Annotated in this window: 25 protein-coding genes; 13 read left to right on the top strand and 12 right to left on the bottom strand. The window is 33.8% G+C overall.

Features of this window, described 5'->3' with window-relative positions:
* Window positions 1-93: 93 nt before the first annotated feature.
* Both B0I10_RS04930 and B0I10_RS04925 read left to right on the top strand, forming a co-directional pair.
* Entirely contained in the window at window positions 94-1,470 is a 1,377-nt protein-coding gene (locus B0I10_RS04930) for an alpha/beta hydrolase-fold protein (protein WP_112085389.1), read from the top strand.
* A 225-nt stretch (window positions 1,471-1,695) separates the two neighbouring features.
* Window positions 1,696-2,652, top strand: a complete 957-nt coding sequence (locus tag B0I10_RS04925) for a fasciclin domain-containing protein (protein ID WP_112085388.1) — start codon at window positions 1,696-1,698, stop codon at window positions 2,650-2,652.
* Between the two features lie 110 nt (window positions 2,653-2,762).
* On the opposite strand, the gene B0I10_RS04920 is transcribed toward B0I10_RS04925, so the two are convergent.
* The 9 genes from B0I10_RS04920 to B0I10_RS04880 all read right to left on the bottom strand — a co-directional run bounded on the left by B0I10_RS04920 (window position 2,763) and on the right by B0I10_RS04880 (window position 13,251).
* Entirely contained in the window at window positions 2,763-3,149 is a 387-nt protein-coding gene (locus B0I10_RS04920; RefSeq protein ID WP_112085387.1) for a hypothetical protein, read from the bottom strand.
* Window positions 3,150-3,292: 143 nt separating this feature from the next.
* Window positions 3,293-5,185 (bottom strand): membrane protein insertase YidC, encoded by a 1,893-nt coding sequence (gene yidC / locus B0I10_RS04915; protein ID WP_112085386.1) that lies wholly within the window; start codon window positions 5,183-5,185, stop codon window positions 3,293-3,295.
* 32 nt (window positions 5,186-5,217) lie between these two features.
* Window positions 5,218-6,837: a CTP synthase gene (locus tag B0I10_RS04910; RefSeq protein ID WP_112085385.1), complete on the bottom strand. Its 1,620-nt coding sequence runs from the start codon at window positions 6,835-6,837 to the stop codon at window positions 5,218-5,220.
* Between the two features lie 161 nt (window positions 6,838-6,998).
* Window positions 6,999-7,226 carry a DUF3820 family protein gene (locus B0I10_RS04905; protein WP_112085573.1) on the bottom strand — a complete coding sequence of 76 codons (228 nt, stop codon included), beginning with the start codon at window positions 7,224-7,226 and terminating at the stop codon, window positions 6,999-7,001.
* 73 nt (window positions 7,227-7,299) lie between these two features.
* A complete protein-coding gene (locus B0I10_RS04900) occupies window positions 7,300-7,701 on the bottom strand; it encodes an OsmC family protein (RefSeq protein ID WP_112085384.1) in 402 nt (133 codons plus the stop codon).
* On the bottom strand, window positions 7,701-9,602 hold the full coding sequence (locus B0I10_RS04895) for a LysM peptidoglycan-binding domain-containing protein (protein ID WP_112085383.1): 1,902 nt from the start codon (window positions 9,600-9,602) through the stop codon (window positions 7,701-7,703). The genes B0I10_RS04900 and B0I10_RS04895 overlap by 1 nt, the downstream gene beginning before the upstream one ends.
* 30 nt (window positions 9,603-9,632) lie before the next feature.
* Entirely contained in the window at window positions 9,633-10,268 is a 636-nt protein-coding gene (locus B0I10_RS04890; RefSeq protein ID WP_181456895.1) for a LysM peptidoglycan-binding domain-containing protein, read from the bottom strand.
* A 138-nt stretch (window positions 10,269-10,406) separates the two neighbouring features.
* Window positions 10,407-11,936: a glutamine-hydrolyzing GMP synthase gene (guaA, locus tag B0I10_RS04885; protein WP_112085381.1), complete on the bottom strand. Its 1,530-nt coding sequence runs from the start codon at window positions 11,934-11,936 to the stop codon at window positions 10,407-10,409.
* A 97-nt stretch (window positions 11,937-12,033) separates the two neighbouring features.
* Complete coding sequence (locus B0I10_RS04880) at window positions 12,034-13,251, bottom strand: porin (protein WP_112085380.1); 1,218 nt, start codon at window positions 13,249-13,251, stop codon at window positions 12,034-12,036.
* Window positions 13,252-13,343: 92 nt separating this feature from the next.
* Here B0I10_RS04880 and prmA point away from each other — a divergent pair, with 92 nt between their 5' ends.
* The 4 genes from prmA to B0I10_RS04860 are packed head-to-tail and all read left to right on the top strand — an operon-like array spanning window position 13,344 to window position 16,433.
* Entirely contained in the window at window positions 13,344-14,177 is an 834-nt protein-coding gene (gene prmA / locus B0I10_RS04875; RefSeq protein WP_112085379.1) for a 50S ribosomal protein L11 methyltransferase, read from the top strand.
* 37 nt (window positions 14,178-14,214) lie between these two features.
* Window positions 14,215-14,490, top strand: a complete 276-nt coding sequence (locus B0I10_RS04870) for an ATP-dependent Clp protease adaptor ClpS (protein ID WP_112085378.1) — start codon at window positions 14,215-14,217, stop codon at window positions 14,488-14,490.
* Window positions 14,491-14,496: 6 nt separating this feature from the next.
* Entirely contained in the window at window positions 14,497-15,774 is a 1,278-nt protein-coding gene (locus B0I10_RS04865; RefSeq protein WP_112085377.1) for a sterol desaturase family protein, read from the top strand.
* Complete coding sequence (locus tag B0I10_RS04860) at window positions 15,774-16,433, top strand: lysoplasmalogenase (protein WP_112085376.1); 660 nt, start codon at window positions 15,774-15,776, stop codon at window positions 16,431-16,433. Before B0I10_RS04865 ends, B0I10_RS04860 begins: the two co-directional genes overlap by 1 nt.
* Here the strand turns inward: B0I10_RS04860 and B0I10_RS04855 are convergent.
* Window positions 16,430-16,696: a heavy-metal-associated domain-containing protein gene (locus B0I10_RS04855; RefSeq protein WP_112085375.1), complete on the bottom strand. Its 267-nt coding sequence runs from the start codon at window positions 16,694-16,696 to the stop codon at window positions 16,430-16,432. The genes B0I10_RS04860 and B0I10_RS04855 overlap by 4 nt on opposite strands.
* Window positions 16,697-16,833: 137 nt before the next feature.
* On the opposite strand from B0I10_RS04855, the gene B0I10_RS04850 reads away from it, so the two are divergent.
* Complete coding sequence (locus tag B0I10_RS04850; protein ID WP_112085374.1) at window positions 16,834-19,683, top strand: helix-turn-helix and ligand-binding sensor domain-containing protein; 2,850 nt, start codon at window positions 16,834-16,836, stop codon at window positions 19,681-19,683.
* 46 nt (window positions 19,684-19,729) lie between these two features.
* On the opposite strand, the gene B0I10_RS04845 is transcribed toward B0I10_RS04850, so the two are convergent.
* A complete protein-coding gene (locus B0I10_RS04845) occupies window positions 19,730-20,143 on the bottom strand; it encodes a DUF6691 family protein (RefSeq protein WP_112085373.1) in 414 nt (137 codons plus the stop codon).
* Window positions 20,144-20,145: 2 nt separating this feature from the next.
* Window positions 20,146-20,694: a YeeE/YedE family protein gene (locus B0I10_RS04840; protein ID WP_112085572.1), complete on the bottom strand. Its 549-nt coding sequence runs from the start codon at window positions 20,692-20,694 to the stop codon at window positions 20,146-20,148.
* Between the two features lie 106 nt (window positions 20,695-20,800).
* Between B0I10_RS04840 and B0I10_RS04835 the strand changes: the two genes are divergently transcribed.
* The 6 genes from B0I10_RS04835 to B0I10_RS04810 all read left to right on the top strand — a co-directional run bounded on the left by B0I10_RS04835 (window position 20,801) and on the right by B0I10_RS04810 (window position 25,991).
* Window positions 20,801-21,262, top strand: coding sequence for a 2-dehydro-3-deoxyphosphooctonate aldolase (locus B0I10_RS04835; protein WP_112085571.1), 462 nt, complete (start codon window positions 20,801-20,803; stop codon window positions 21,260-21,262).
* Between the two features lie 56 nt (window positions 21,263-21,318).
* Window positions 21,319-22,137 (top strand): 3-deoxy-8-phosphooctulonate synthase, encoded by an 819-nt coding sequence (gene kdsA / locus B0I10_RS04830; protein WP_112085372.1) that lies wholly within the window; start codon window positions 21,319-21,321, stop codon window positions 22,135-22,137.
* Window positions 22,138-22,174: 37 nt separating this feature from the next.
* The gene (locus tag B0I10_RS04825) at window positions 22,175-23,002 is read left to right on the top strand and encodes a hypothetical protein (protein ID WP_112085371.1); all 828 of its coding nucleotides are present in this window, start codon (window positions 22,175-22,177) and stop codon (window positions 23,000-23,002) included.
* Between the two features lie 372 nt (window positions 23,003-23,374).
* The gene (locus B0I10_RS04820; RefSeq protein ID WP_112085370.1) at window positions 23,375-24,811 is read left to right on the top strand and encodes an NADP-dependent isocitrate dehydrogenase; all 1,437 of its coding nucleotides are present in this window, start codon (window positions 23,375-23,377) and stop codon (window positions 24,809-24,811) included.
* Between the two features lie 17 nt (window positions 24,812-24,828).
* The gene (locus tag B0I10_RS04815; RefSeq protein WP_112085369.1) at window positions 24,829-25,140 is read left to right on the top strand and encodes a hypothetical protein; all 312 of its coding nucleotides are present in this window, start codon (window positions 24,829-24,831) and stop codon (window positions 25,138-25,140) included.
* Window positions 25,141-25,220: 80 nt separating this feature from the next.
* On the top strand, window positions 25,221-25,991 hold the full coding sequence (locus B0I10_RS04810; RefSeq protein WP_112085368.1) for a prohibitin family protein: 771 nt from the start codon (window positions 25,221-25,223) through the stop codon (window positions 25,989-25,991).
* Window positions 25,992-26,022 lie beyond the last annotated feature (31 nt).

Genomic DNA, 26,022 nt, shown 5'->3' with positions numbered 1-26,022 from the left:
ATAAAACTAAACAAAAGCAAAAATAGTATATGATGAGCAGAATTTGTTTGAAAATTCATAAATTTGAGGTGATACCATTTAACATTCAAAACTATGAAAAAATTTCTACTCCTATTCATTTCTATTTTTTCCATTACATTTTATGGTCAAGTAACGTTGAGAATTACTTCAATTCCTGGAAACACGCCCACTGGGGCAACAATTTATTTGGCCGGAAATGTGAATGGTTGGAATCCTAGCGATAGTAATTCTGTTATGCAACCGGACGGATTTGGAGCTTATCAACTTATTATTCCCGAAGGAAGCGGAACAGTTGAATATAAATTTACCCGCGGAAGTTGGCCAACTGTAGAGGGAAACGTAAGTGGTGGTTTTTTACCAAACAGAACATTTGCGTTTACCGGATCTCCACAAACATTAACCTTAACCATTCAATCGTGGGAGGATATAACTGGCGGAAATAATAGTACAGCCGCTGCTAATGTGCAGATTTTGAGTCCGAGTTTTTATATGCCACAATTAGACAGAAATCGAAGAATTTGGTTGTATTTGCCTCCCGATTATTTTACATCAACCAAAAATTATCCGGTTTTGTATATGAAAGATGGACAAAATCTATTTGATAATTTAACTTCTTTTTCGGGCGAATGGCAAGTAGATGAAACATTGAACACACTTTTTGAAGAAGGAGATTACGGTGCAATTGTGGTGGGAATCGACAATGGAGGCGGTAGCCAACGTTTTAACGAATATTCGCCGTGGGTAAATACACAATATGGTGGTGGCCAAGGAGATGAATACATGCAATTTATTGCTGAAACATTAAAGCCATATATAGATGAAAATTTCAGAACTCGTCCTGAACCGGAGATGAATGCTTTAATTGGAAGTTCACTAGGTGCATTAATTGCGACCTATGGTGTTTGTGCGTATCCAAATTTATTTCAGAAGTTAGGATCATTTAGTCCAGCTTACTGGTTTACTTTGACCGATTTGAATTCCTATTTAAGCGTACCGATTGACTTATCAAATCATAGAAGTTATTTTGTTGCAGGGCAGAATGAATCATCTACTATGGTAACAAATACAAACACTATCAAAAATGCCATGCAAAATAACGGCATGACTTCTACTAATACGTTAACGAAATTTGATTCATACGGAACTCATTCCGAAAGCTATTGGCGAGGAGAATTTGCAGCCGCCTATCAATGGCTGTTTATGAATGAAAATTTATCGGTTGTACCTGTTAAAAACATAAAACCTATTGTAATTCAAACAGCAAGCGGAGAACTTTGGTTAGAAGGTTTTGACCATAAAATTACATTTGAACTCTTTGCTATAACCGGACAAAAAATAACTTCTTTAGAACTTGAAAATGGATTTGCTACTTTACCAGAAAACTTAGCGAGCGGAATTTATATTTTAAAATCTGAAATAACGACCGTAAAGCTATTCAAAAAAGAATAGTTTTTATAATTTGTTTATTAAATTTTTGTTAAAATTAAACAAAAAATCTTTAAAAATTTAACTTCAACAATTCACAAAAAACCCATATATAACTAGCTTTTGATGTAAAAATATGACTAATTTTAAATTTAAATTTGACTTTAATGTTTATTCTATCTTTAAAATGCTTAAACAAAATAGAAAATTATTTCTATATTTGTACCAACAATAAAAAACTCAATAACTATGAAAAATTCAAATTTTTTAAAATCAGTTCTTTTTGCTTTTTTAGCAATTACAACTTTATCGTGCAGTGATGATGATTCTAATCCACCACAAAGCAATACGATTGCTGCTATTGCATCACGCACACCGGATTTAAGCATTTTAGTGCAAGCATTAGACCGAGCAGGTTTAGTAGCTGCAGTTGATGGAACAACACAACTTACTGTATTTGCTCCAACTAATGATGCTTTCGAAGACTTTTTAGACGACAACGGATTTGCTAATTTAAATGCTGTTCCAGTTGACGTTTTAAGACAGGTTTTATTAAACCACGTTGTAGCTGGAGCTGTGCAATCTACACAGTTATCAACAGGTTACATCGAAACAAGTGCTACTTTTGGTGGAACCCCGACTGGTAACGCATTGAATATGTATGTAAATACTGCCGCAGGTGTTAGACTAAACGGTGTTTCTTCTGTGGTGACTCCTAACATTATTGCTTCAAACGGTGTAGTTCATGTGGTAGATGCTGTAATTGGATTGCCAACCGTTGTAACTTTTGCAGCAGTTGATGCTAATTTCTCTGCGTTAGCCGGTGCATTAACTGCGCAAGGTTTAGTTTCAACATTACAATCAACAACTACTCCTCCATCTCCATTTACAGTATTTGCACCGACTAATGCTGCGTTTGCTGCTTTGGATGCTGAGATTCCTGGTGTTGTTGCTTCATTAACATCTGCTCAGTTAACTTCTGTTCTAACTTATCATGTAGTAGCTGGTGCTAATGTTTTATCATCAACTTTAACGCAAGGTCAAGTGGTTACTACTTTTGAAACTGGAACATTAACTGTAGGTTTAACAGGTGGTGCTAAATTGACAGACGAAAGAGGTAGAATAACAAACATTGTAGCGGTAGATGTACAAGCTGCTAATGGTGTAATTCACGTTTTAGATAACGTTTTACTTCCAAACTTCTAATATATTTTTGCTATGAAAAAGAAAAGCTTCGATACACTCGGAGCTTTTTTTATATTCTAACTTTATTTCTTTTGCATTTTAAAAAATAGCTTTTAACTTTATTTAGGCATTCAGAAAAGCATGTATAAAATTAATAAAATTGGTGGTACAAAAACTAATGAAAATGATAAAACTCCTTTGATTTTCCATTCTTTATTTGTTCTATCATAATCTTTGTATTTATTCTCAAGAAAATCAATCTTAGGAAGAAAGAAGGAACAGATAGTAAGTAATGAAATTGAAACTATAATTAATGTATTTACATACTTTTCGATACCAAAAAAATCATCAATTGAGAAAATTATGAGTCCCGACAAAGCTCCTGCACTATACGTATATCCAAAACCTAAATTAAATTCAGATATTGATTTGTCGTCATTCCATTGCTTTTTCAAATGCAAATAATAGCGATAGTAGGAATAATGTAAAATCGAAGTGAATAAAGTATTCTTTTTCATTTTAAATTAATTGAAATCTAAATTACAGCTACCATAATTTCTTTCGAAGGCTACTCAATAATAAATACCAATAATCAAAGATAATCAAATCATACCTTTACCAAAAAAGAAAAGCTCCAAACTAATTCGGAGCCTTTTTATTCTTATTTTTTCTTTAAATTCTTTTGCTTTTCTGCCTCTTCCATCATTTCCTGCATTTTGCGTTGGAAGCGATTCATGGTTTTTGGCTTGGTTTTATTCTCTTGAATTTTAGCATGAATCTTTTTATCATCAATAATATAGTTTTTAATCACTAACATAATTCCGATGGTAATTGTATTTGAAATAAAATAATACAAACTCAATCCGGAAGCAAAATTATTAAAGAAGAACAACATCATTAATGGAGAAATATAAATCATAATCTTCATGATTTTACCCATATCCGGCATGCCTTCTTGCGGTGGAGCAGTCATTTGATCGCCTGTTGTCATCTTCATATAAAAGAAAATTGCGATAGAAGCCAAAATCGGGAACAAACTTACGTGGTTTCCATAAAAAGGGATATAAAAAGGTAAATTAATAACCGAATCAAACGACGATAAATCATCTGCCCAAAGGAAACTTTTTTGTCTCAAATCAATCGCTGAAGGAAAGAAACTAAACAACGCATAAAATACCGGAATTTGCATTACCGCAGGCAAACAACCTGCCATGGGATTCACTCCTGCTTTGGAATACAATTTCATGGTTTCCTGCTGCTTCTTCATTGGATCTTTTGCATACTTAGTAGTCAATTCTTGAATTTCAGGACGTAAAACTTTCATCTTAGCTTGAGACAGATAGGATTTATACGTGAACGGCGACATCACAATTCTAACTAAAATGGTTAAGATGATAATGGCAATCCCGTAAGGTAAAAACCCAATCAATAGGTCGAAAGTTGGTATAAAAATGTATCGGTTTATCCAACCAAACATTCCCCATCCTAATGGAACGATTTCGTCTAAATTCTTTTCGTAATTGTTTAAAATATGATAATCAGCCGGACCGTAGTACCAATTCATATCATAATTTACTTCACCATTTTTAAACGCTAACGGAACCGATGCTTTGAATTGTTTGGTGAATAAAGTATCTTTTTCTTCATCTTGAACTAAATTTTCTGAAACAACTACTGCTTTTTCAAAAGCGGTATCTGTCAACAAAACAGAAGTAAAAAAATGTTGTTTAAAAGCAATATAGGTAACGTCTTTCGGCTCATCTGATTTAGATTCTCCTTGTCCTAAATAATCATCTTTTCCATCTTCGTATTCAAAAATAAGTTCAGTGTAACGATTTTCATAACTTACACTTTTCTCATTTCGATACGTTTTAATTTTCCAATCTAAATTTAATGGATTAGATGTATTAAGAACCGAATTCAAACCTTGTGAACGAACGGCAAAATCAAGCATATAGTCCTTTGGTTTCAACACGTAGCGGTATTCCAAATATTGATTTGAACCTGCTTTTAACTTTAAAGAAACGACTTGATTTTCGCCTTCTTTGGTTAACGTTGGTTCAAAAAACAAATCTTTTGTGTTTAATGTTCGGTTGTCGCTGGTTTTTAATTCGATGTTAAAATCGGCATTTCCATCTTTAATCAAATGCACTTTTTTGCCGGAACCTTTACGGAATTGTTCAAATTCTTTCATTTCGGCTTCTACAATATAACCTCCTTTGTTGGCGATTTTTAAACGAACTACTTCATTTTCAATCGTTGTGAAAGCTTCTGTCGCAGATGGAAGTGAGGCAGAATAAGCAAAAGAACCCAAACTGCTTTGCAATTGAGCTACTTGAACTGAATCTGAAACCGGAGCAACCGCTTTTGTTTCTGTTGTTACAACTTTGGTTGGAACTACCGGCTTTTCTTTGGCTTCAACTTGTTCTTGTTGGGCTTTCTTAGCTTGTGCTTCGGCTTCTTTTTGCTGACTGTTGTACATCACCCAAATCAGAATCACGAAAATTAATCCGAATCCGATTATCGAGTTTAAGTCTAATTTTTTTTCTTCCATTTACTTACTTATTACTTATTTACGTTTCAAATTTAGACTGAAACGGCTTTATGTTGAACGGCAGCTTTTACAAATCCAACAAAAATTGGATGCGGATTAGCTACTGTACTTTTATATTCAGGATGGTATTGCACTCCGATAAAAAACGGATGGTTTTCAATTTCAATAATTTCAACCAAACCGGTATATGGATTTATACCACTTGCTTTTAAACCTGCTTTTTCTAACTGCTCTTTAAATTGACCGTTAAATTCAAATCGATGACGATGACGTTCTTCAATTTGATCTTTTCCATAAATTTGATGAGCCAGACTGTCTTTTTCCAAATTACATTTCCAACTTCCTAAACGCATGGTTCCGCCTTTCTCTGTAATTGTTTTTTGTTCTTCCATTAAATCAATCACCGGATGAGACGTTTGCGAATTCATTTCGGTTGAATTGGCATCTTCAAAACCTAAAACGGTTCGAGCATATTCAATTACCGCCATTTGCATTCCCAAACAAATTCCGAAAAAGGGAATATTATTTTCTCGAACGTAACGAACTGCTTCAATTTTTCCTTCAATTCCTCTTTCTCCAAATCCGGGTGCGACTAAAATTCCATCGAAACCTCCAATTTTTTCTGCTACATTTGATTTATCAATATATTCTGAATGCACACTAACAATATTTACTTTCGTTTCGTTGGCAGCACCTGCGTGAATAAACGCTTCTAAAATTGATTTATAGGAATCTTGTAATTCAACATATTTTCCAACCAAACCAATATTTACGGTATGCTTTGGATTTTTCAATTTGAACAAAAACTCGTTCCATTGTTTCAAATCCGGCGTGGTTTTTTCAGGTAAATTCAACTTTTTCAACGCTACTTTATCCAACCCTTCTTCCAACATTAAATTTGGCACATCATAAATTGTTGATGCATCAATTGATTGAATTACCGCTTCACGTTTTACATTGCAAAATAAAGCCAATTTCTGCCGTAATTCATCTGATAATTCATGTTCTGTTCTACAAACCAAAATATCCGCTTGAATTCCGCTTTCCATCAAGGTTTTTACCGAGTGTTGCGTAGGTTTTGTTTTTAATTCACCCGCTGCAGCCAAATACGGAATCAACGTTAAATGAATGACAATTGCATTTTCATCACCTAATTCCCATAATAATTGTCGCACGGATTCAATATACGGTAATGATTCAATATCACCGACTGTTCCGCCAATTTCGGTAATTACAATGTCAAAATTACCGGAATTACCCAACAATTGCATTCTTTCCTTAATTTCGTTGGTAATATGTGGCACCACTTGCACCGTTTTCCCAAGAAATTCACCTCTTCGCTCCTTTTCAATCACAGAAAGATAGACTCTTCCGGTGGTTACGTTGTTGGCTTGCGAAGTGGGTACATTTAAAAATCGTTCGTAATGACCTAAATCCAAATCGGTTTCTGCTCCATCGTCTGTGACATAACATTCGCCGTGTTCATAGGGATTTAATGTTCCCGGATCGACGTTGATGTACGGATCGAACTTTTGAATGGTTGTTCGATAACCTCTGGCTTGCAATAATTTTGCTAACGAAGCCGCAATAATTCCTTTTCCTAAGGAAGAAGTTACGCCGCCGGTTACAAAAATATACTTAGTCTGATTCATTGTGTTGTTGTTTGTTGTTGTAGTTGTGCGTGATGAATTAATAGAATATACTTTAATGCAAAACGGTGCAAAAGTACGATTTAATTAGTCAATGTAAAAATGAAATAATGAGATAATGATGTAATAATTGAAATTAAAAACAATTACTTGCCATTCAATCATTAAGGCTTTGGAAATTTGATTTTTATGGTTCGAATTAAATGTTCTAAACCGTTTAATTTGAGTTCATAAATCAATTGAAGTTGTTGCCCTAGTTCTCCTTTTGGAAAACCTTTGTTATGATACCAAACTACATAATATTCAGGAAGATCAATCAAGTAGCGACCTTCGTATTTTCCGAAAGGCATTTTGGTGTGGGCTAATTTGATGAGTTGTTTTTGTTGATCCATTGACGGTTGTCCGTTGTCTGTTGTCTGTTTACCGATAGCGGACAACGGACAACAGACAACAGATTACAGATTACTATTTCCAGTTAAAAGTAACTTCTTTTTCAATATCCGGATGTAAACTTAGCATTACCGGACAAGTCATGGCAGCTCTTTCTAGTATAGTTTTGGTTTTATCGTCCGCTTCAAGGTTCATATTCAAAACAGTGCTGATTTTAGCAATTTTACGAGGTTCTGCTTGCATAATTTTGGTAACTTCTGCGGTTGAACCTGTTAAATCAACATTCAAATCCCTTGATTTTATTCCCATAATAGAAATCATACAAGTGGCTAAGGAATTAGCAACTAAATCGGTTGGCGAAAAAGCTTCTCCTTTTCCGTGATTATCTTTGGGAGCATCAGAAAGAATTTCTGTTCCTGATTGAATGTGAATTGAAGTCGTTCGTAATTCACCGATATATGTTACTTTTGAAGTCATTATTCTACTGGTTTTGCGGTTAAATCTTCCTCGTAACGCATGATATAAACACCTTTATTGGAATAACCGGAAGCTAATTTTTTCTCGTAATCAAACTTGTTTTCTATACCTTCAGAGGCGGTTGTTTGAATGGTAGTTTCAAAATCTTCTTCTTGAGAAAGTCGCAACATTGTGTCAAAAACCAAATCAAAACCTCGAATAGCATATTGGTTTGGATAAACATTGTTCTTCTTTTTATAACTGGTTGCAAATCCTAACGATTCTGAAGTATCTTGGAATTTAGCCAACGAAGGAAAAATTATATTTTGCTTTAATATTCGTGGAAAAACTTCGTCTGTTTCAAATGTTGGATTAATATCTAAAACCACCAATTCTGCCCGATAACCATCGCTTTTCGCTTTATTACATTGAGCAACAGCATTAAAAATCATTCCGGTTGCCGCTGTTTCAAGAATAAAATAATTAACTTTATTCTTAGAAAGTTTTGGTGTAATACTATCGCCAATTACGCCACCTTTTTCACCTAGAGGAGCAATATAAATGTCTTTATGATTTTCTTCAATAAACTGTTTAGAGGAACCTTTTTTTCGATCAATCAAAGCAATCATATTTCCGTTTTTAGAACGAATATAATCAAACATCACATTCTTGACAAAATCGCCGGATGGCATGGATTGATACAAATTGCTAAACGATTTTGACGTTTCCCGCAAAGGCGAAATTACCGGGACATTATGCGGATTTAATAATTCTGCTGCTCTTTCAACATATTGCGGATAAAATGGTCCGATAACCGCGTGAGCTTTGTCAACATTATTGTCTCTGATGATTGAGAGCACGTTCGAAGAATTTTTTGTTTCCTGAGAATCGAATATTTTTACATTAAAATTTAGACCTAATCGTTTGGCTGAATCAATTGCCATCAAAGCACCGGAATAAAAATCCAACGTCATGTTTAAAAATCCGTCCCGTTTCAATCTGGCTTGAGTAGATAAAGTGGTGTCGCTTTCAATATTAGAAACGTTGAAAGGAAGTAGTAGAACAATTTCTTTTTTTTCTCTTACAGTAATCGATTTGCTTAAATCTTTTACCAGACGCATATTTCCAGTATTCAAGGATACATTTAAAGGAACTTTAAGTATCATTCCGTCTCTAACGCCATCTTTTAATTCCGGATTCAACGTAATTAATTCATCTTGGCTCAAACGAAACATTTTTGCTAATCCGAATAATGTTTCTTTCGGTTTTACCTCGTAAGTTAAATATTTTCCTTTCTGTGGTACTTCAATTTTCTTTGTTGGAATAAAGGAAATCGTTTCAACGGACTTTCCCTTTTTGATGATTAATTTTTGTCCGATTATTAAACCTGATTTTACTTCAGGGTTCAATAACTCCAGTTCTTCTACCGAAACATTATATTGTTTAGAAATGCCATACATGGTTTCTTTAGGCTGAACTTCATGATAAACTGCTTGCCTATTAGAAGTTATTTCTTGTTTAGCTTCTTCTTTTTTTCCATTAATTTGAATGGTTTGTCCAATTTTCAGACCTTCCTTTTTAACTTCAGGATTAAGTCGCTCTAACTCTTCTACTGTAGTATTATATTGTTTGGCTATACCAAAAAGCGTTTCTTTGGGTTGCACCTCATGTGATTTGCCATTAACTAATTTTTCACTATCAACAATCGAATTAGGAATTAGTATGATTGCATTTTCTTGAATACCGTTTTGAACATCGGGATTCAAACGATAAATATCATAGGGTGTAACCTTATACTTTTGGGCAATTTGAGTAATCGTCTCTCCTTTGGCAACAGTATGCTTTTTGTAATTAGAAGTTTGTGCCATCAAAAAAGTAGTGACACTCAAAAAGACAATTACTGTTTTAAATACTAATTTCATTCTTGTAGGTTTGTGCTTTTTTAAACGCAGTTATTTGGCTTTAATTGTTAAAACTTGACCCGCTTGTAATCCATTCTTTAGCGCTTTTTCGTTTTGATTGATAATATCATCAATCGACACGTTATATTTTTTTGATAAACCATAAAGTGTCTCTTTAGGGGCAACTGTATGTTTAAAAATTTCCTCTGATTTTTGATTAATCGATGAGGGTTGAATATTGTTTTTTGTCTCAGCCACAATATCCATTTGGTTATTACCAACAATTGTGCCATCAGGAATCTTTAGTGTTTGACCCGCTTGCAAATTATTATTCATTAAAATAGTATTTGCATTTTTTAATTCATCAACCGAAACGTTATACAATTTAGATAACCCATAAAGTGTTTCTCCTGATTTAACTTTGTGATTCACTCTGTTAGTTACTTTAGTAACTTTTGCTTCTGATTTTTGAGTCTTTTTTGGGACTTCAATCTTATTCATGAGCATCATCTCTGGTTGTTTTGAAACTACTTCGGTAGTATAATTTTCTTTCGCAATTTCAATAACCGGTGATTTTTGTGGAGCATAAAACTCCAATACCATGCCTTCTGTAACGCCATCTATAGCAAATCGATTGGCTCTGTAAATTTCGGCAGGATCAACGACGTATTTTTTTGAAATATCCAAAACAGTTTCACCCGAAGTTACTGTGTGTTTCACAGTATCCATTCCGGGTTTGACTACAGTTTGAGAAAAAGTGATTTGGGGGCTTAGCAATATCATTGCTCCAAACAAAAACTTCTTCATCTTTATTGATCTTAAAAATTATTCCCACTCAATCGTTGCCGGCGGTTTTGAACTGATATCATATACTACACGATTCACTCCTCTAACTTTATTGATGATTTCGTTTGATATTTTCATCAAGAAATCATACGGTAAATGAACCCAATCGGCGGTCATTCCATCAGTTGATTCAACGGCTCTTAACGCGACTACTTTTTCGTAGGTACGTTCATCTCCCATTACTCCTACGCTATTCACCGGAAGTAAAATTGCACCGGCTTGCCATACTTTATCATAAAGTCCGTGTGATTTTAAACCTTCGATAAAGATAGCATCAACTTCTTGCAATATACGAACTTTTTCTTTTGTTATATCGCCTAAAATTCGGATTGATAATCCAGGTCCAGGAAAAGGATGTCTTCCCAATAATTCAGGGTCAATTCCGAGAGAAGCTCCTACTCTACGCACTTCATCTTTAAACAACATTCGCAACGGTTCCACAATTTTTAATTTCATAAAATCTGGTAAACCTCCTACATTATGATGGGATTTTATGGTTGCTGATGGTCCTTTTACAGAAATAGATTCAATTACATCCGGATAAATTGTTCCTTGGGCTAACCATTTCACGTCTTCAATTCGGTGGGCTTCGTCATCAAAAACTTCTATAAAAACGCGTCCGATGGCTTTGCGTTTGGCTTCCGGCTCTTCAATTCCGGCTAATTGATCTAAAAATCGATCGGCGGCATCTACCCCTTTTACATTTAAGCCCATTCCTTTGTATTGATCCAATACATTTTGGAATTCATTTTTACGCAATAAACCATTATTCACAAAAATACAATACAAATTTTCGCCGATAGCTTTGTTTAATAAAACGGCTGCTACGGTAGAATCTACTCCACCTGAAAGACCTAAAACTACTTTATCTCCTTTGATTTTTTCTTGTAATTCGGCTACAATTTCTTCTACAAAAGCATTGGGTGTAAAATTCTGAGGCACTTCTGCAATTCGAACTAAAAAGTTTTCTAACATTTGTTTTCCATCGGTAGAATGATACACTTCGGGATGAAATTGAATGGCATACGTTTTTTCACCATCAATACGATACGCTGCATTTTCTACATCTTTTGTACTGGCCAAACAAATGCCATTGGTTGGTAATTTTTTGATGGTATCACTATGACTCATCCAAACTTGACTGTTGAGAGCCACTTCTTCAAAAAACGTATCGTGATCATCTACATAACTCAAATTGGCTCTGCCGTATTCGCGGGTGTTGGAAGGAGTTACTTCGCCACCATCAAAATGGGCTAAATATTGAGCACCATAACAAACGGCAAGCAAAGGCATTTTACCTCTAATTTGAGATAGATCAGGATGTGGAGCATCATCTGCTCGAACAGAAAAAGGACTACCGGAAAGAATTGTGGCTTTAAAGCTTGACAAATCTTCGGGAACTTTGTTATAAGGAAAAATTTCGCAGAATATGTTTAATTCCCGAACTCTTCTCGCAATAAGTTGTGTGTATTGCGAACCAAAATCTAAAATAAGTACGTTGTGTTGCATGGGCAAAAATAGGGATATTCTTGGAAAGTGAAAAACACAAAAGCGGTTAAGTTTAAAAAAAAATAACCGCTCGATTTATTTGATATAAAATAACTAGTTAGATTCCGATTTCAACTTGAAAGCGAATGTACCAATTGGTTTTGCTACTTCCGTCAAAATAAGTTAAATCGTCCAGTGTAAATTCAGATTGAATTTTGAAAGCGTGTTCCCAGAAATATTTGGTTACACCAACACTATATTGTCTTGTATTTGGCGTAAACGCACGAATGTCTTCATTGACTTTTTGGGTAGAAAAACGCCCGATAAGTTCGTAATTAGTTCGTAACAAATAACTCAACTGATAATCAAAACCTTCTCCAATATAAACATAATTAAAATCGGTTGCATCTTCTGGATTAAAGGCGAAAGGATTTTCAGAAGTCCGATTCATGTAAGAACTCATCAAAGACCAACCGTTGTACTTTAACATCGCATCCACAAAAAGTGACTCCATGGTTCTTTTTTCAAACAAATCGGAACCTAATTGACCTTGCGATTGACGAGCTTTTACATTTCTATGAAACGTGCCTGCCAGCAATAATTTTGGTTTTTGTTCACGGGCAATATCCCCTTCAAAAGTGGTTCCGTCTTTAGCAAAAGCTCCCATCGGAAAAAGCTCGATTCGTCCGGTTAAAGCAAAACCATCATCAGGACTTTTGGTTACATTTCGACCATTTCCGGTACTGATTGCCGACTTTAAATTATACGAAAATTGCTCGTTCTTTTCATTTAGAAAATACGTTTGAAAACCAAAATCACGGTCGATATTAAAACGAGCATTATTAATTGAACGATCAGTTAACTGTAAAGCTCCCGAAGAATTAACACGTTGACGATTTCCCGGCAACTTTGTTTGACCAAAAGCAAAACTCCAATGTTTATTGGGTCGATAAAACATGACGGCATCACGTATAATATTGATATTTTCACCTGCTTCAATTTCTCCTACGTCGCCGGGAGCAAAAGATAATTGAATAGCATACAAGAATTTAGGATTTCCAACATAACCATCAAAACGCAAACGCAAACGTCTCACTTGCCCTTCAAAAGCATCTTCTTGGTCTTCATTATTCAAAAAACCCATTCTATTTTGCATTCTAAAACGAATGTTGAGTTGAAAAATACTATCCGGAGAGGTCAAACCCAACCCCCTACCATAGTTATAATAGGGCAAAGTGGCTAATTTTAAATCGTTGTCTTTTGTACTAAATTTAATATCTTGAGCAATTGAAAATAAAGATATTAACAAAAATAAAAGTAGAAATTTAGTTTTCATTTGTAGTAGTTGTGATTGCTCGGCAAAAGTAATTTAATTTTTGTAATGTAAAAGTATTGTGAAGGGATTGTTACCTTTGCAAAAAAAACAAAATGTCAAATATATATTTAGGATACCATTTTACGGTTGAACCGAAAGAATTAGGTTGCGAAATTTTAGTGGCCGAATTGGGCGAAAAGCCTTTTGAAAGCTTTATTGAAACCGAATTTGGTGTAACAGCTTATGTTCAAAAAGACCATTGGACAGCCGATATTTTGGAGGATATTTTCATCTTAACTTCACCCGAATTTATCATTTCATATGTTGTGGAAGAAATTGAACAAGTGAATTGGAACGAAGAATGGGAGAAAAATTTTGAACCGATTGATGTAGATGGAAAATGCCATGTTCGTGCACCCTTTCATCCAAAAACAGATGCTGAGTTTGATATTATTATCGAACCAAAGATGAGTTTCGGGACTGGTCATCACGAAACAACGCACATGGTTATTCAACACTTATTAGAAACCGATTTAGTTGGTAAAAAAACCTTGGATATGGGTTGCGGAACCGCCATTTTAGCCATTTTAGCCGAAATGAAAGGTGCTAAACCTATTGATGCGATTGACATTGATAATTGGTGCTATTTGAATTCGATTGAAAATGCAGAGCGAAATAATTGTGATCACGTCACCGTTTATGAAGGGGATGCTTCGTTGTTGTTGGATCAAAAATATGATGTGATTATCGCCAATATCAACCGAAATATTCTTTTGAACGATATGAATCGCTATGTTAATTGCTTAAATCAAAATGGTTTATTATTTTTGAGTGGATTTTATAGCGAAGATATTCCAGCCATTGATGAATGTTGTCAAAATTTAGGTTTAAAATTGGAGAAAACAATTGAACGTAATAATTGGGTTAGTTTGAGATATAGAAATTAGAGTTTATAATTCAGAATTACTTTTTAACTAAAATAAAATGAGTACGATAGAAAAAATTCAAGAAGAAGTTTTAGTCGAAGAAGCCGTTGGCATTAACAACGAAATTGTGCTATTTAATGATGATGTCAACACTTTTGATCATGTGATTGATACATTAATTCGCGTTTGTAGTCACACCAGCGAACAAGCCGAACAATGTGCTATTTTGGTTCATTATAAAGGAAAATGCACTGTAAAAACCGGAGACTTTGATGAACTAAAACCACAATGCACACAGTTGTTGGAAGCCGGTTTGAGTGCAGAAATCATCTAAAAAATAGTGGAAGAATACGGAAAAATACTCGTGATTGCCATGCCGGCATTTCTATTACTAATTGTGATAGAAAAAGCGTATGGATTTTTTAGAGGAAACGATACTGCTCCTTTGATGGATACCGTTTCGAGTTTGAGTTCCGGAATTACAAATGCCGTTAAAGACGTTTTAGGAATCAGCATTTCGATTTTAACATATGATTGGATGGTTTCAAAAGTGGCAATTTTTACAATTGAAAATACAGTTCTTACCTACCTAATTGCCTTTTTTGTCATTGATTTTTATGGGTATTGGACGCATCGCTGGTCGCATCAAATCAATATTTTTTGGAACAAACATGCGATTCATCACAGCAGCGAAGAATTTAATTTAAGTTGTGCTTTGCGTCAATCCATTTCTTCTTTCGTAAATTTATTTACTTTTTTATTGATTCCTGCAGCCTTTTTAGGTGTACCGGCAACAGTGATTGCCATTGTTCTTCCGCTGCATTTGTTTTTGCAATTTTGGTATCACACTAAACACATTGGCAAAATGGGGTTTTTAGAGAAAATCATTGTTACGCCTTCGCATCACCGAGTTCATCATGCCATTAACAAAGAATATTTAGACAAAAACCACGGACAAATTTTTATATTTTGGGATAAATGGTTTGGCACTTTTCAGGAAGAATTAAAAGAAGTTCCGGCTGTATATGGAATTACAAGACCCGCTCAAACGTGGAATCCAATTAAAATTAATTTTCAACATTTGTGGTTACTGATGCAAGATGCTTGGCGTGCAGAAAATTGGAAAGATAAATTTACCATTTGGTTTAAACCAACTGGTTGGAGACCGAAAGGTTTTGAAGAAAAATATCCCGTTCACAAAATTGACGATGTGTATGCTTTTGAAAAATACAATCCAAAACATTCTAAATTTTTAACCTATTACTCAATTGTGCAACTTTTGATAACGTTGGGATTTGTGAGTTATTTATTTGCGCATATCGGAACAATCGGTTTGCCGACTATTTTTATATACGGTATGTTCATTTTTATAACCATTTACAGTCTCACCGAATTGATGGATACGAATCCAAATGCTTACTTTTTTGAATTATATCGATTGCTTTTGGGTTTTGGAATTGTGTTTTTTTACGGTGATTGGTTTGGACTAAATTCACTATTTCTATTTAGTAATTACGCAGTAGGGTTTTACTTTTTGACTTCCTTTGGGTTTTCGTATTATTTTTCTACTTATGAATTTGCAGGTTTCAGAAGTGCCTCAAAATCTATCAATTACTAATGAAGGTAAAAAAATATACACGCAGTTTTATTGTTATTTGCTTGTTATACTTATTCTTATTGATTTCAGGAAAAGAAGATTTTGCGTGGTGGTTGAAACCATTACTAATACCTTTTTTAATAGCCTTGGTGTCTATTTCTGAAGAATTTAAAACACGAAAAATTCTACTTTGTGCTTTATTTTTTTCTTGGATTGGCGATGTTTTATTACTTTTTGCAGATAAAAACATACTCTTTTTTATTACTGGGTTAGTCTCGTTTTTAATTGCTCATTTAGTTTATATTTTCTTATTCGATAAACAAATTAAAATCAATAAGTCTAAAACTTATTTGCGTTTTATGCCAATTGTATTGATTTATCTTTTTGGAATTTTAAGTGTATTGTGGTCCTCGATAAACGAAATGAAAATATCGGTTTCCTTTTATGCCTTTGTAATTTCCACAATGCTCTTAATCACTATCAAAGCCTATTTTGAATGGAAAAAACCAGCCAATCTTTTGGTGTTAATTGGTGCTGTGTTATTTGTTGTTTCAGATAGTATTTTAGCGATTAACAAATTCTACACACCATTACCAATGAGTTCATTTTTGATAATGAGTACGTATTTAGGTGCTCAATTTTTTATTGTAAAAAGTGTTTTGATAAATAATAAAGTCTAACTCATTCTTCCCATCGCACAACTCACATACGATTTGGCTTTTTCACCTAATGAATTAGTTTCGCCTACTTCGGGATAACCTAATTTGGCTAATTTAGATTTTATTCCATCCAGATCTTCCTCCTTTACATACGATACAATCACGGTGTTTTCTTCTGAATCCACTATCACATTGGAAACTGATTTCATTCTATTTAATTTTTTAGTGATTGTGTTTGCACATCCATGACATTTCAAATTTTGAACAGTTAATGAAGTTCTCATTATTTAGTTATTTATCTTACAAAGTTAGATTGTTACTTAAATAAGAAATGTGATAAAAGTCACATAAGAATTCAATTTTATTTAATTATAATGGTATAATGTTGTATTTTTATAGTTTCAAAACGATTACTATCCGTATGCTTAATAAACTTTTTAATCTTAAAAAGAGACAGTTGCTTCTATTGAACTGGATTTCAAAGTGCTCTATTTTTATATTGCCTTTGGTAGGGTTTTCACAAGAATTACCACCTATTATAAAATTTTCACCAAGTACGTATAAAGCCGCCAATCAAAACTGGATGATTGCTCAAAACAAACAAAATGTTATGTTTTTTGCCAATAATGATGGTTTATTAGAATTTAATGGGTCTGAATGGACGCTTTATCCTTCTCCTAACGAATCGATTATTAGGTCGGTAAAAGTAATTGACGATAAAATTTACAGTGGATGCTACATGGAATTTGGGTATTGGAAACGCAAATCGGATGGGTTGTTAGAATATATTTCGTTAAGTGAAAAAGTAAAATCAAAAATTCTGGATGACGAACAATTTTGGAATATTTTACAATTTGATCACTGGGTAATATTTCAATCATTAAATCAAATTTTTACCTATGACACCAAAAACGAAACATTTAAAACCATTAAACCCAAATCAGGTGTCTTTAAGGCATACGCAGTAGCTAAGTCAATCTATTTTCAAACCATTAAAGATGGTTTATTTGAAATTGAAAATGGTAGTAGTAAACTTATTTCTAACGATCCTTTTTTTACTAATAACAAAATTGTATCTATTTACAAGCGAAATGACGGATTACTAATGCTAACCCAACATGATGGCTTTTATGAATTTAAAGAAAATAAGCTATCCAAATGGATTACAGATGCAGATATAGAACTTAAGAACAGTAGTGTATATTGTGCCCATCAATATGATAATAGCAGTTATGTCATTGGAACTGTTTCAAACGGTATCTTCATTATTAACTTAGAAGGAAAAACAGATTACCATATTACACAAAGTAAAGGAATAAGTAACAATACCGCTTTGTCGCTTTTTGAAGATGCAGACAAAAATATTTGGATAGGATTGGACAATGGCATCAACTGTGTAAATTTAACATCGCCCATTCGAAGTTATTATGATGATTCCGGAAAATTAGGTACTGTTTACGCTTCCACTATTCATAAAGACAAACTGTATGTTGGGACAAATCAAGGTTTATTTTATAAAAATAAGGACGGTATAGATACTTTTAAATTTATATTGGGCACAAAAGGTCAGGTTTGGTCACTTTTCTCGTATGATGACTTGTTGTTTTGTGGTCATGATTCAGGAACATTTTTAGTTGAAAATCAAACAGCTACTTCTATTTACAATGCTTCAGGAACTTGGAAATTTGAACCAAGTCCTCTAAATAAAAACATTTTATTACAAGGAAATTATTCAGGAATATCTGTTTTAGAAAAAACAAACAATACATGGCAGTTTAAAAATAAAATTAAAGGATTTGATTATTCTTCCAAATATTTTGAATTTTCAACTTCGAATGAAATCATTATTAGTCATGAGTATAAAGGCATCTTTCGGATTAAAACCGACCCAAGCTATTCAAAAGTTACCCTTTTTGAAGCACATGAAAATCCTAAAAAAGGTAAAAATGCCAGTATTGCCAATTTCAATAACACGATATATTATGCTTCTAAAGAAGGAATTTTTGCGTTTAGCAATAAGGATAAACGATTCGAGCAAAGTGAAAAATTAAGCTCAATATTTCAAAAAGATGAGTATTTGTCCGGGAAATTAATGTCTGATGAATCCAATCGGCTGTGGTTTTTTTCAAAAAATTACATCAATTATTTTTCATACGGAAAATTAAGTTCCACCCTAAAACATAATGTCATTCCGATTCCGTCCTCGTTAACCAACTCAATGTTAGGATATGAAAACATATCACAACTTTCTGAGTCGTTATATTTAGTAGGTACCACAGATGGTTATTATACCATTAGCATAGATGATTTATTGTTTAATAATAATCATTTATACATTACCAATATATCGACCAACAAACAAAATCAGTTATCAACGTTTGAATCGATGGAAGAGGAGGGAAATTTTAAATCAAATAATAATAATATCACTTTTTCATATACCGTCCCTAAATACAATAAATATATAATTGCCGAATTTCAATATAAACTCGAAGGCTTTCAAAATGAATGGAGCCAGTGGAGTTCAAAATCAACGGTGAATTTTAAAAATCTTCGACCGGGAAATTATACTTTTATTGTTCGATCAAAAATTGGAAATTCAATCAGTGAAAATTCTGAAAAATATAGTTTTACGATTCTAAAACCGTGGTATGCTACAAATCTAGCCCTGATTATCTATATACTATTATTACTCATACTGGCCTATTTCATTAACAAAGCGTATCAAAAATATTATTTTAAACAACAGGAAAAACTAATTGATGAAAACAATCGCTTGTTAGAGATTAAAGAACTTGAAACGGAGCAGGAATTAATGCGAATTAAAAATCAACAATTAGAGCAAGACTTTGAAAGTAAAAACAGAGAACTAGCGGCATCAACGATGAATCTAATAAAGAAAAATGAATTGCTGTCGATGATTAAAGAAGATTTGAAAAACACAACCGAAACGTTACCCAACAAAAGTTTAAAATCTTTGATTACAAACATTAACAAAAACATTAATGAGGAAGACAGTTGGAACGTTTTTGTAGACGCTTTTAATAATGCCGACAAAGACTTTTTGAAGAAAATCAAAATTGCTCATCAAAGCTTAACGCCCAACGATTTAAGGCTATGTGCGTTTTTGAGATTGAATCTTTCATCAAAGGAAATTGCACCTTTGCTCAATATTTCAGTAAGAAGTGTAGAAATAAAAAGATATCGTTTACGTAAAAAAATGGATCTGTCGCACGAACAAGGTCTTGTGGAATACATCCTTTCGATATAGAGCAAACATTAATTTATTTCGTTGGATTTCTTTTTATTAAAAGCTATTAATGAGGTAATCTATCTTTAATTAATCCATACAAAAATGTACCCAAAACAGCTCCAAGAAGTACAAAAGTAACATTATAAAAACCCGCTCCTAAAAGTATAAATATTGGTCCGGGACAAGCACCTACTAACGCCCACCCGAGTCCGAATAAAATACCTCCAATCCAATACCTGGCATTTCCTTTTTCTTTGTCTAAAATCTCAATAGGCATGCCATCAATATCGTTCAGTTTTTTACGTTTGATAACTTGAATACCAACAAGACCGGTTGCTATTGCGGTACCAATAATGCCATACATATGAAAGGATTGAAAATGAAACATCTCATAAATTCGGTACCATGAAACGGCTTCTGTCTTAGTTAAAACGATTCCGAAAAGAATTCCAACTACTAAATATTTTACTAAATTCATACTTAAAAAATTAAAGGTAAAAGAAAATGAGCCATGATTAATCCGCCGATAAAAAACCCAACTACTGCTTTTAGAGATGGAATCTGTAGATTACTCAATCCTGAAATTGCATGACCAGAGGTGCAACCGCCTGCATAACGACTGCCAAAACCAATTAAAATTCCGCCAACAATCAAAATAAAAATCATTTTGGGTGATAAATTTTCAAATATAGAACTCGGTACTAATTTTCCGTTTGGCTCATCGATACCCATTAGACTCAATTGTTCAATAGTTTTTGGATTGATGGAAACTTTAGACGCATCATGCAAAAACTGAACGGCTATCAAACCACCAATCATTGCACCTGCAACAACAACCAAATTCCATCGCTGGCTTTTCCAATCCCAATCAAAAAAAGATACCTTCTTCCCTATTCCGGTCATGGCACAGAGTGAGCGAAGGTTAGAGGACATTCCGAACGTTTTACCAAAATATAGTAATAGTAACATTACTACTCCGATTAAAAACCCGGAAATGGACCAATGCCAAGTTTGTGAAAGTATTTCCATAAATTTTTTTTTACAAAAATAGAGCATGAAGTGCGTTATTACAAATGAAATTGTAAATGTTATCCGAAAAAACTTTTACCTTTGGATAAAATATGTATTTAATCTCATGAAAAAAAATAGCTTATTAATCCTGTTTTTTATAGCGTTGATCACCGTTTCTTGCGGCGGAATCAAAAACTCAATCAAAAATATTGATGATTCGGCTCCCATACCCATGTTGAAAAAAGATAATTCTTTTGTGTTAACAGAGGTAAGTGATGACTCAAAATATGGCTACGATTCAGACTATCCAATTAATATTTTTTATCGAACAACATCCAATGACACAATTAACCAGGAACGTTTTCTCAAAGCGTTAGCCGGACCTAATGGCGAAAAAATATTTTATAAAAAAATGGAAAGTTGCTGTCCATTTCCAACAAAAAGAAGTGATATTGGTGCTGGATTTTTAGATGTTTATCAAGTTCAATGGGTGGGATGTAAAAAACCGTTAGTGCTCTATTTTAATATCTATGAAAAAGGAAAATTGATGGTTCCAAAAGGTTTAACTGCCAGAAAAGATGAGTAACATATGTTATAAAATCTAAGCAAATTATTTGTACTTTTGCACTTTAAAAATTGACAATGGATATCACTAAAATACCTCAAATAAAACACCTAAACAGCGGAAACTTCTTTGTTTTAGCAGGACCTTGTGCCATTGAAGGCGAAGAAATGGCTTTACGTATTGCTGAACGTTTGGTAGAAATCACTAATAAATTAGAAATTCCTTATATATTTAAAGGTTCCTTTAAAAAAGCAAACCGTTCCAGAATTGACAGTTTTTCCGGTATTGGTGATGAAAAAGCACTAAAAATTTTACAAAAAGTATCACACACTTTCGGAATTCCTACCGTAACCGATATTCACACGAATGAAGATGCAAGTATGGCTGCCGACTATGTTGATGTGTTGCAGATTCCGGCTTTTTTAGTTCGTCAAACAGACTTAGTGGTTGCCGCCGCAAAAACAGGTAAAACAGTCAATCTGAAAAAAGGACAATTTATGAGTCCGGAAAGTATGAAGCACGCTGTTCAAAAGGTCTTAGATTGCCAAAATGAAAATGTAATGGTCACTGATCGCGGAACCATGTTTGGCTACCAAGATATGATTGTGGATTTTAGAGGGATTCCAACCATGAAGCAATTTGCTACGACCGTTTTAGATGTCACGCATTCGTTACAACAACCCAATCAAATGTCGGGCGTAACAGGAGGTCGACCGGATATGATTGAAACCATCGCCAAAGCAGGAATTGTAACCGGTGTGGATGGCATTTTTATTGAAACCCATTTTGACCCGGCTAATGCCAAAAGTGATGGAGCAAACATGCTTCACTTAGATTATTTTGAGAATTTAATGACCAAATTAGTCGCCATCAGAAAAACCATCAATCAATTTTAATTCAAAATTAAACAGTCCATTGAAAAAGCAATCACTCATGATTGTGTACCTTTTTTGTGCCTTTTTTCAACACATATCTGCCCAAGATCGCCTTATAACAATAGAAAAATACACAGCCCATAACAAAGGAAAGTTCTATATCTTTTGGGGTGGAAATAGAGAAGATTTCACAAAATCAGACATCCGTTTTAAAGGAGCGGATTATGATTTTACTTTGTATAATGCAGATGCACACGATAAACCCAAAGGTTTCCATATCGATTATTTTAACCCTGCTCGAATGACCATTCCGCAAACTAATTTTAGATTGGGATATTTTATAACAGACAAATACAACATTTCAATTGGTTTTGACCACATGAAATATGTAATGCGTCAAGACAGAGCTGTTGATTATTCTGGATTTTATCCTAATCAAGGAAGTTATGGAGAAACATTACCAAACGGACAAATTTTATTGACCGAAGATTTTTTAATGTTTGAACATACCGATGGCTTGAACTATGTGAATACCGAAATTTCAAGAGTGGATGATATTTCAAAATGGTTTAGCATTAAGAATACTGATTTACTTCAAATCAACTTCACTGAAGGCATTGGCGGAGGCTTTTTATATCCTAAAACAAATACAAAATTATTAGGAAAAGAACGGTATGACGAATTTCATGTTTCGGGATATGGAATTTCAACTAAAGTAGGATTAAACGTTACCTTCTTGAAAAATTTCTTTGTTCAAGGTGAATTAAAAGGTGGTTATATCAGCATGAATGACATCCGAACAACCAAAGATAAAACCGACCGAGCGGAACAGAATTTTTGGTTTTTTCAAAGGATTTTGGTAATTGGTGGTATATTTAGAATTTAAAAAAAATAGTATAACCACAGTATAAGCTTTCGTCTCTGAAAGCTTTTTTTTTGCTTCGTACAAAAAAGATTTTTTCTTTCAAAAACTTTTGTTGTTCACAAAAAAATGCACTGTGATAAAACTCGGATTAATTTCAAAATAGATAGTAAGAAATATTTAAGAATGTATAATCTTCATAAACTTTTTAATATCAAAAAATTTTAACAAAAAATAAAAGAAGTTGTTGATTTTATTAGTATTTCGGTACAATTTAAATTCTTAAAAAAAATTTAAACCATAAATTATATTAATACTATGTATTAAAAATATAAATAAAAAATTATGAATTAGAATCCTGAACTTTGTAGTATTAATAATTAAATCAATTATAATATGACAAAAGTTACAGTAGCAAAAGGAGATGGAATTGGTCCGGAAATTATGGATGCCACTTTAGAAATTATTCTAGCGGCAGGTGCCAAAATAGATATCGAGGAAATTGAAGTTGGTGAAAAAGTGTACCTCGCAGGAAATACATCCGGAATTTCAAATGAATCTTGGGATATCATTCGAAGAAATAAAATATTCTTAAAAGCTCCTATTACAACCCCACAAGGAGGCGGTTACAAAAGTTTGAATGTTACCACCCGTAAATTTCTTGGATTGTATTCAAATGTGCGGCCTTGTATGAGTTTGCATCCTTTTGTAGACACGAAACACCCTGTCATGGATATCGTAATTGTTAGAGAAAACGAGGAAGATTTATATGCCGGTATTGAACACCAACAAACGGACGAAGTGGTTCAATGTTTAAAATTAATTAGCAGACCGGGTTGCGAAAAAATTATTCGCTATGCGTTTGAATATGCTAAACAGCAAAACCGTAAAAAAGTCACTTGTTTTACCAAAGACAATATTATGAAACAAACCGATGGATTGTTCCACCAAGTGTTTGATGAAATTGCGAAAGAATACCCTAAAATAGAAAACGAACATTGGATCATCGATATTGGAGCGGCTAAAATGGCCGATACGCCTGAGGCATTCGATGTTCTTGTAATGCCTAATTTGTATGGAGACGTGTTGAGCGATATTGCCGCTCAGATCACAGGCTCTGTTGGTCTTGCAGGATCAGCAAACATTGGGGAAGAATGTTCCATGTTTGAAGCCATTCACGGATCGGCACCAAGACGAGCCGGACAAAATGTAGCCAACCCTTCGGGCTTACTGCAAGGAGCCATTATGATGTTGAATCACATTGGACAAACCGATGTAGCCGAGAAAGTACAAAACGCTTGGTTAAAAACACTAGAAGATGGCACCCACACCTATGATATTTTTAAAGAGGGAACAAGCAAACAAAAAGTAGGCACCAAAGAATTTGCACAAGCCGTTATTGCAAATTTAGGTCACAAACCTTCCACACTTAAACCGGTTTCCTATGCGAACAGTGCTGCCTTAAATCTCCCAAAATACATTCGTAAACCTGCCGCCAAAAAAGAGTTAGTTGGCGTAGATATTTTCGTCCACTGGCCGCAAACAAATCCTGATGAGTTAGCAGCAAAAATGAAAAAGATCGAACTAGAAGGTATTCACCTAAGTATGATAACAAACCGAGGTATAAAGGTTTGGCCCGACGGATTCAAAGAAACTTTTTGTACTGATCACTGGCGTTGTCGCTTTAAACCGAACGAATCAACAACGATGAGCAAAATGGATATTGCTCAGCTTTTGAAAAATGCAATTGAAAAAGATATCGATACAATTAAAACTGAAAACTTATACACATTCGATGATAAAGCAGGCTATTCTTTAGGACAAGGTCAATAACTTAAAATTTATACACCATGATAAATGTCACCATTTACTTAAAAAAGCGGCACAATGCGAGGGACTTAGTAAAGTATTTATTACTAAAGAAACTTATTTCCTCAGCGTCAATCGATGAAAATAATATATCGTATCGACTAGTTGATTCAGTTCTGGTAGAAGATGTAAACAATATTATTACAGCACAATCAAAATCACTCCTATTTACCGAAATACTAAAAGCAGTAAGAAAAAACATAGGAGAAGAAGTACCAATCAATTCTACCCCAATTGTTGGTGTCAACAGAATTTTTGATGAAATTATTCGAACAAATACGCTTCCTATTTAAACCCATTAAAAGAAATAATATCCAAGAAAAACGGACTAGCCGAACACCGTTTTAAGAAGTAGGCAAATAAAAAATAAATTATGAAAAAGTATATTTTATTAGTTAGTGTTTTTGCTGTGTTGTCCCTAACAAGTTGTGCCATTGTTCGCCCCGGAGAAGTTGGAGTAAAACAGCGTTTAGGAAAATTATCGGATGAGGTGAATATCCAAGGTCCTGTTTTTTACAACATTTTTACCAGCAAAGTTATCATGACATCTATTCAAACGAATGATTTAGAACTTACGTTAAGTTTACCTTCTAAAGAAGGTTTGAGTGTGGAATCGCAAATTTCAATTCTTTACCGGTTAGAAAAAAACAAAGTTCCAAATATCATTAGAACGTATGGAATGAATTATGAAAATATCATATCAAATGTATTTCGCTCTGCTTCGGCTGATGTTTGCGCCCAGTATTTTGCCAAAGACATGCACTCCGGAATGAGAGCCAATATTGAACAAGCTATATTGGAAAAAATGGGTGGTATTTTGACAGAACAAGGAATTATTATTGAATCTGTACTAATGAAAAGCATTAAACTTCCCGCTGGACTCGCTAATTCAATTGAATTTAAATTGCAAGCTGAACAAGATGCTATGCGAATGGAATTTGTTCTCTTACAAGAAAAACTAGAAGCCGATCGCGTTATCATCAAAGCTAAGGGTGAACGCGATGCACAAAAAATAATGGCAGAAGGTCTAACACCTGAAATCATAAAATTAAAGAGTATTGAAGCATTTAATGAATTATCGAAATCAACGAATAGTAAAACCATTATTACAGATGGTAAAGCTCCCTTTTTGATTAACGAATAAAATAATTGCCATTAGGACAAGGAAGCGGACT

The organism is Flavobacterium lacus (assembly GCF_003268815.1).
Taxonomy (GTDB): Bacteria; Bacteroidota; Bacteroidia; order Flavobacteriales; family Flavobacteriaceae; genus Flavobacterium; species Flavobacterium lacus.
This window is presented reverse-complemented; position numbering and strand designations above follow the sequence as displayed.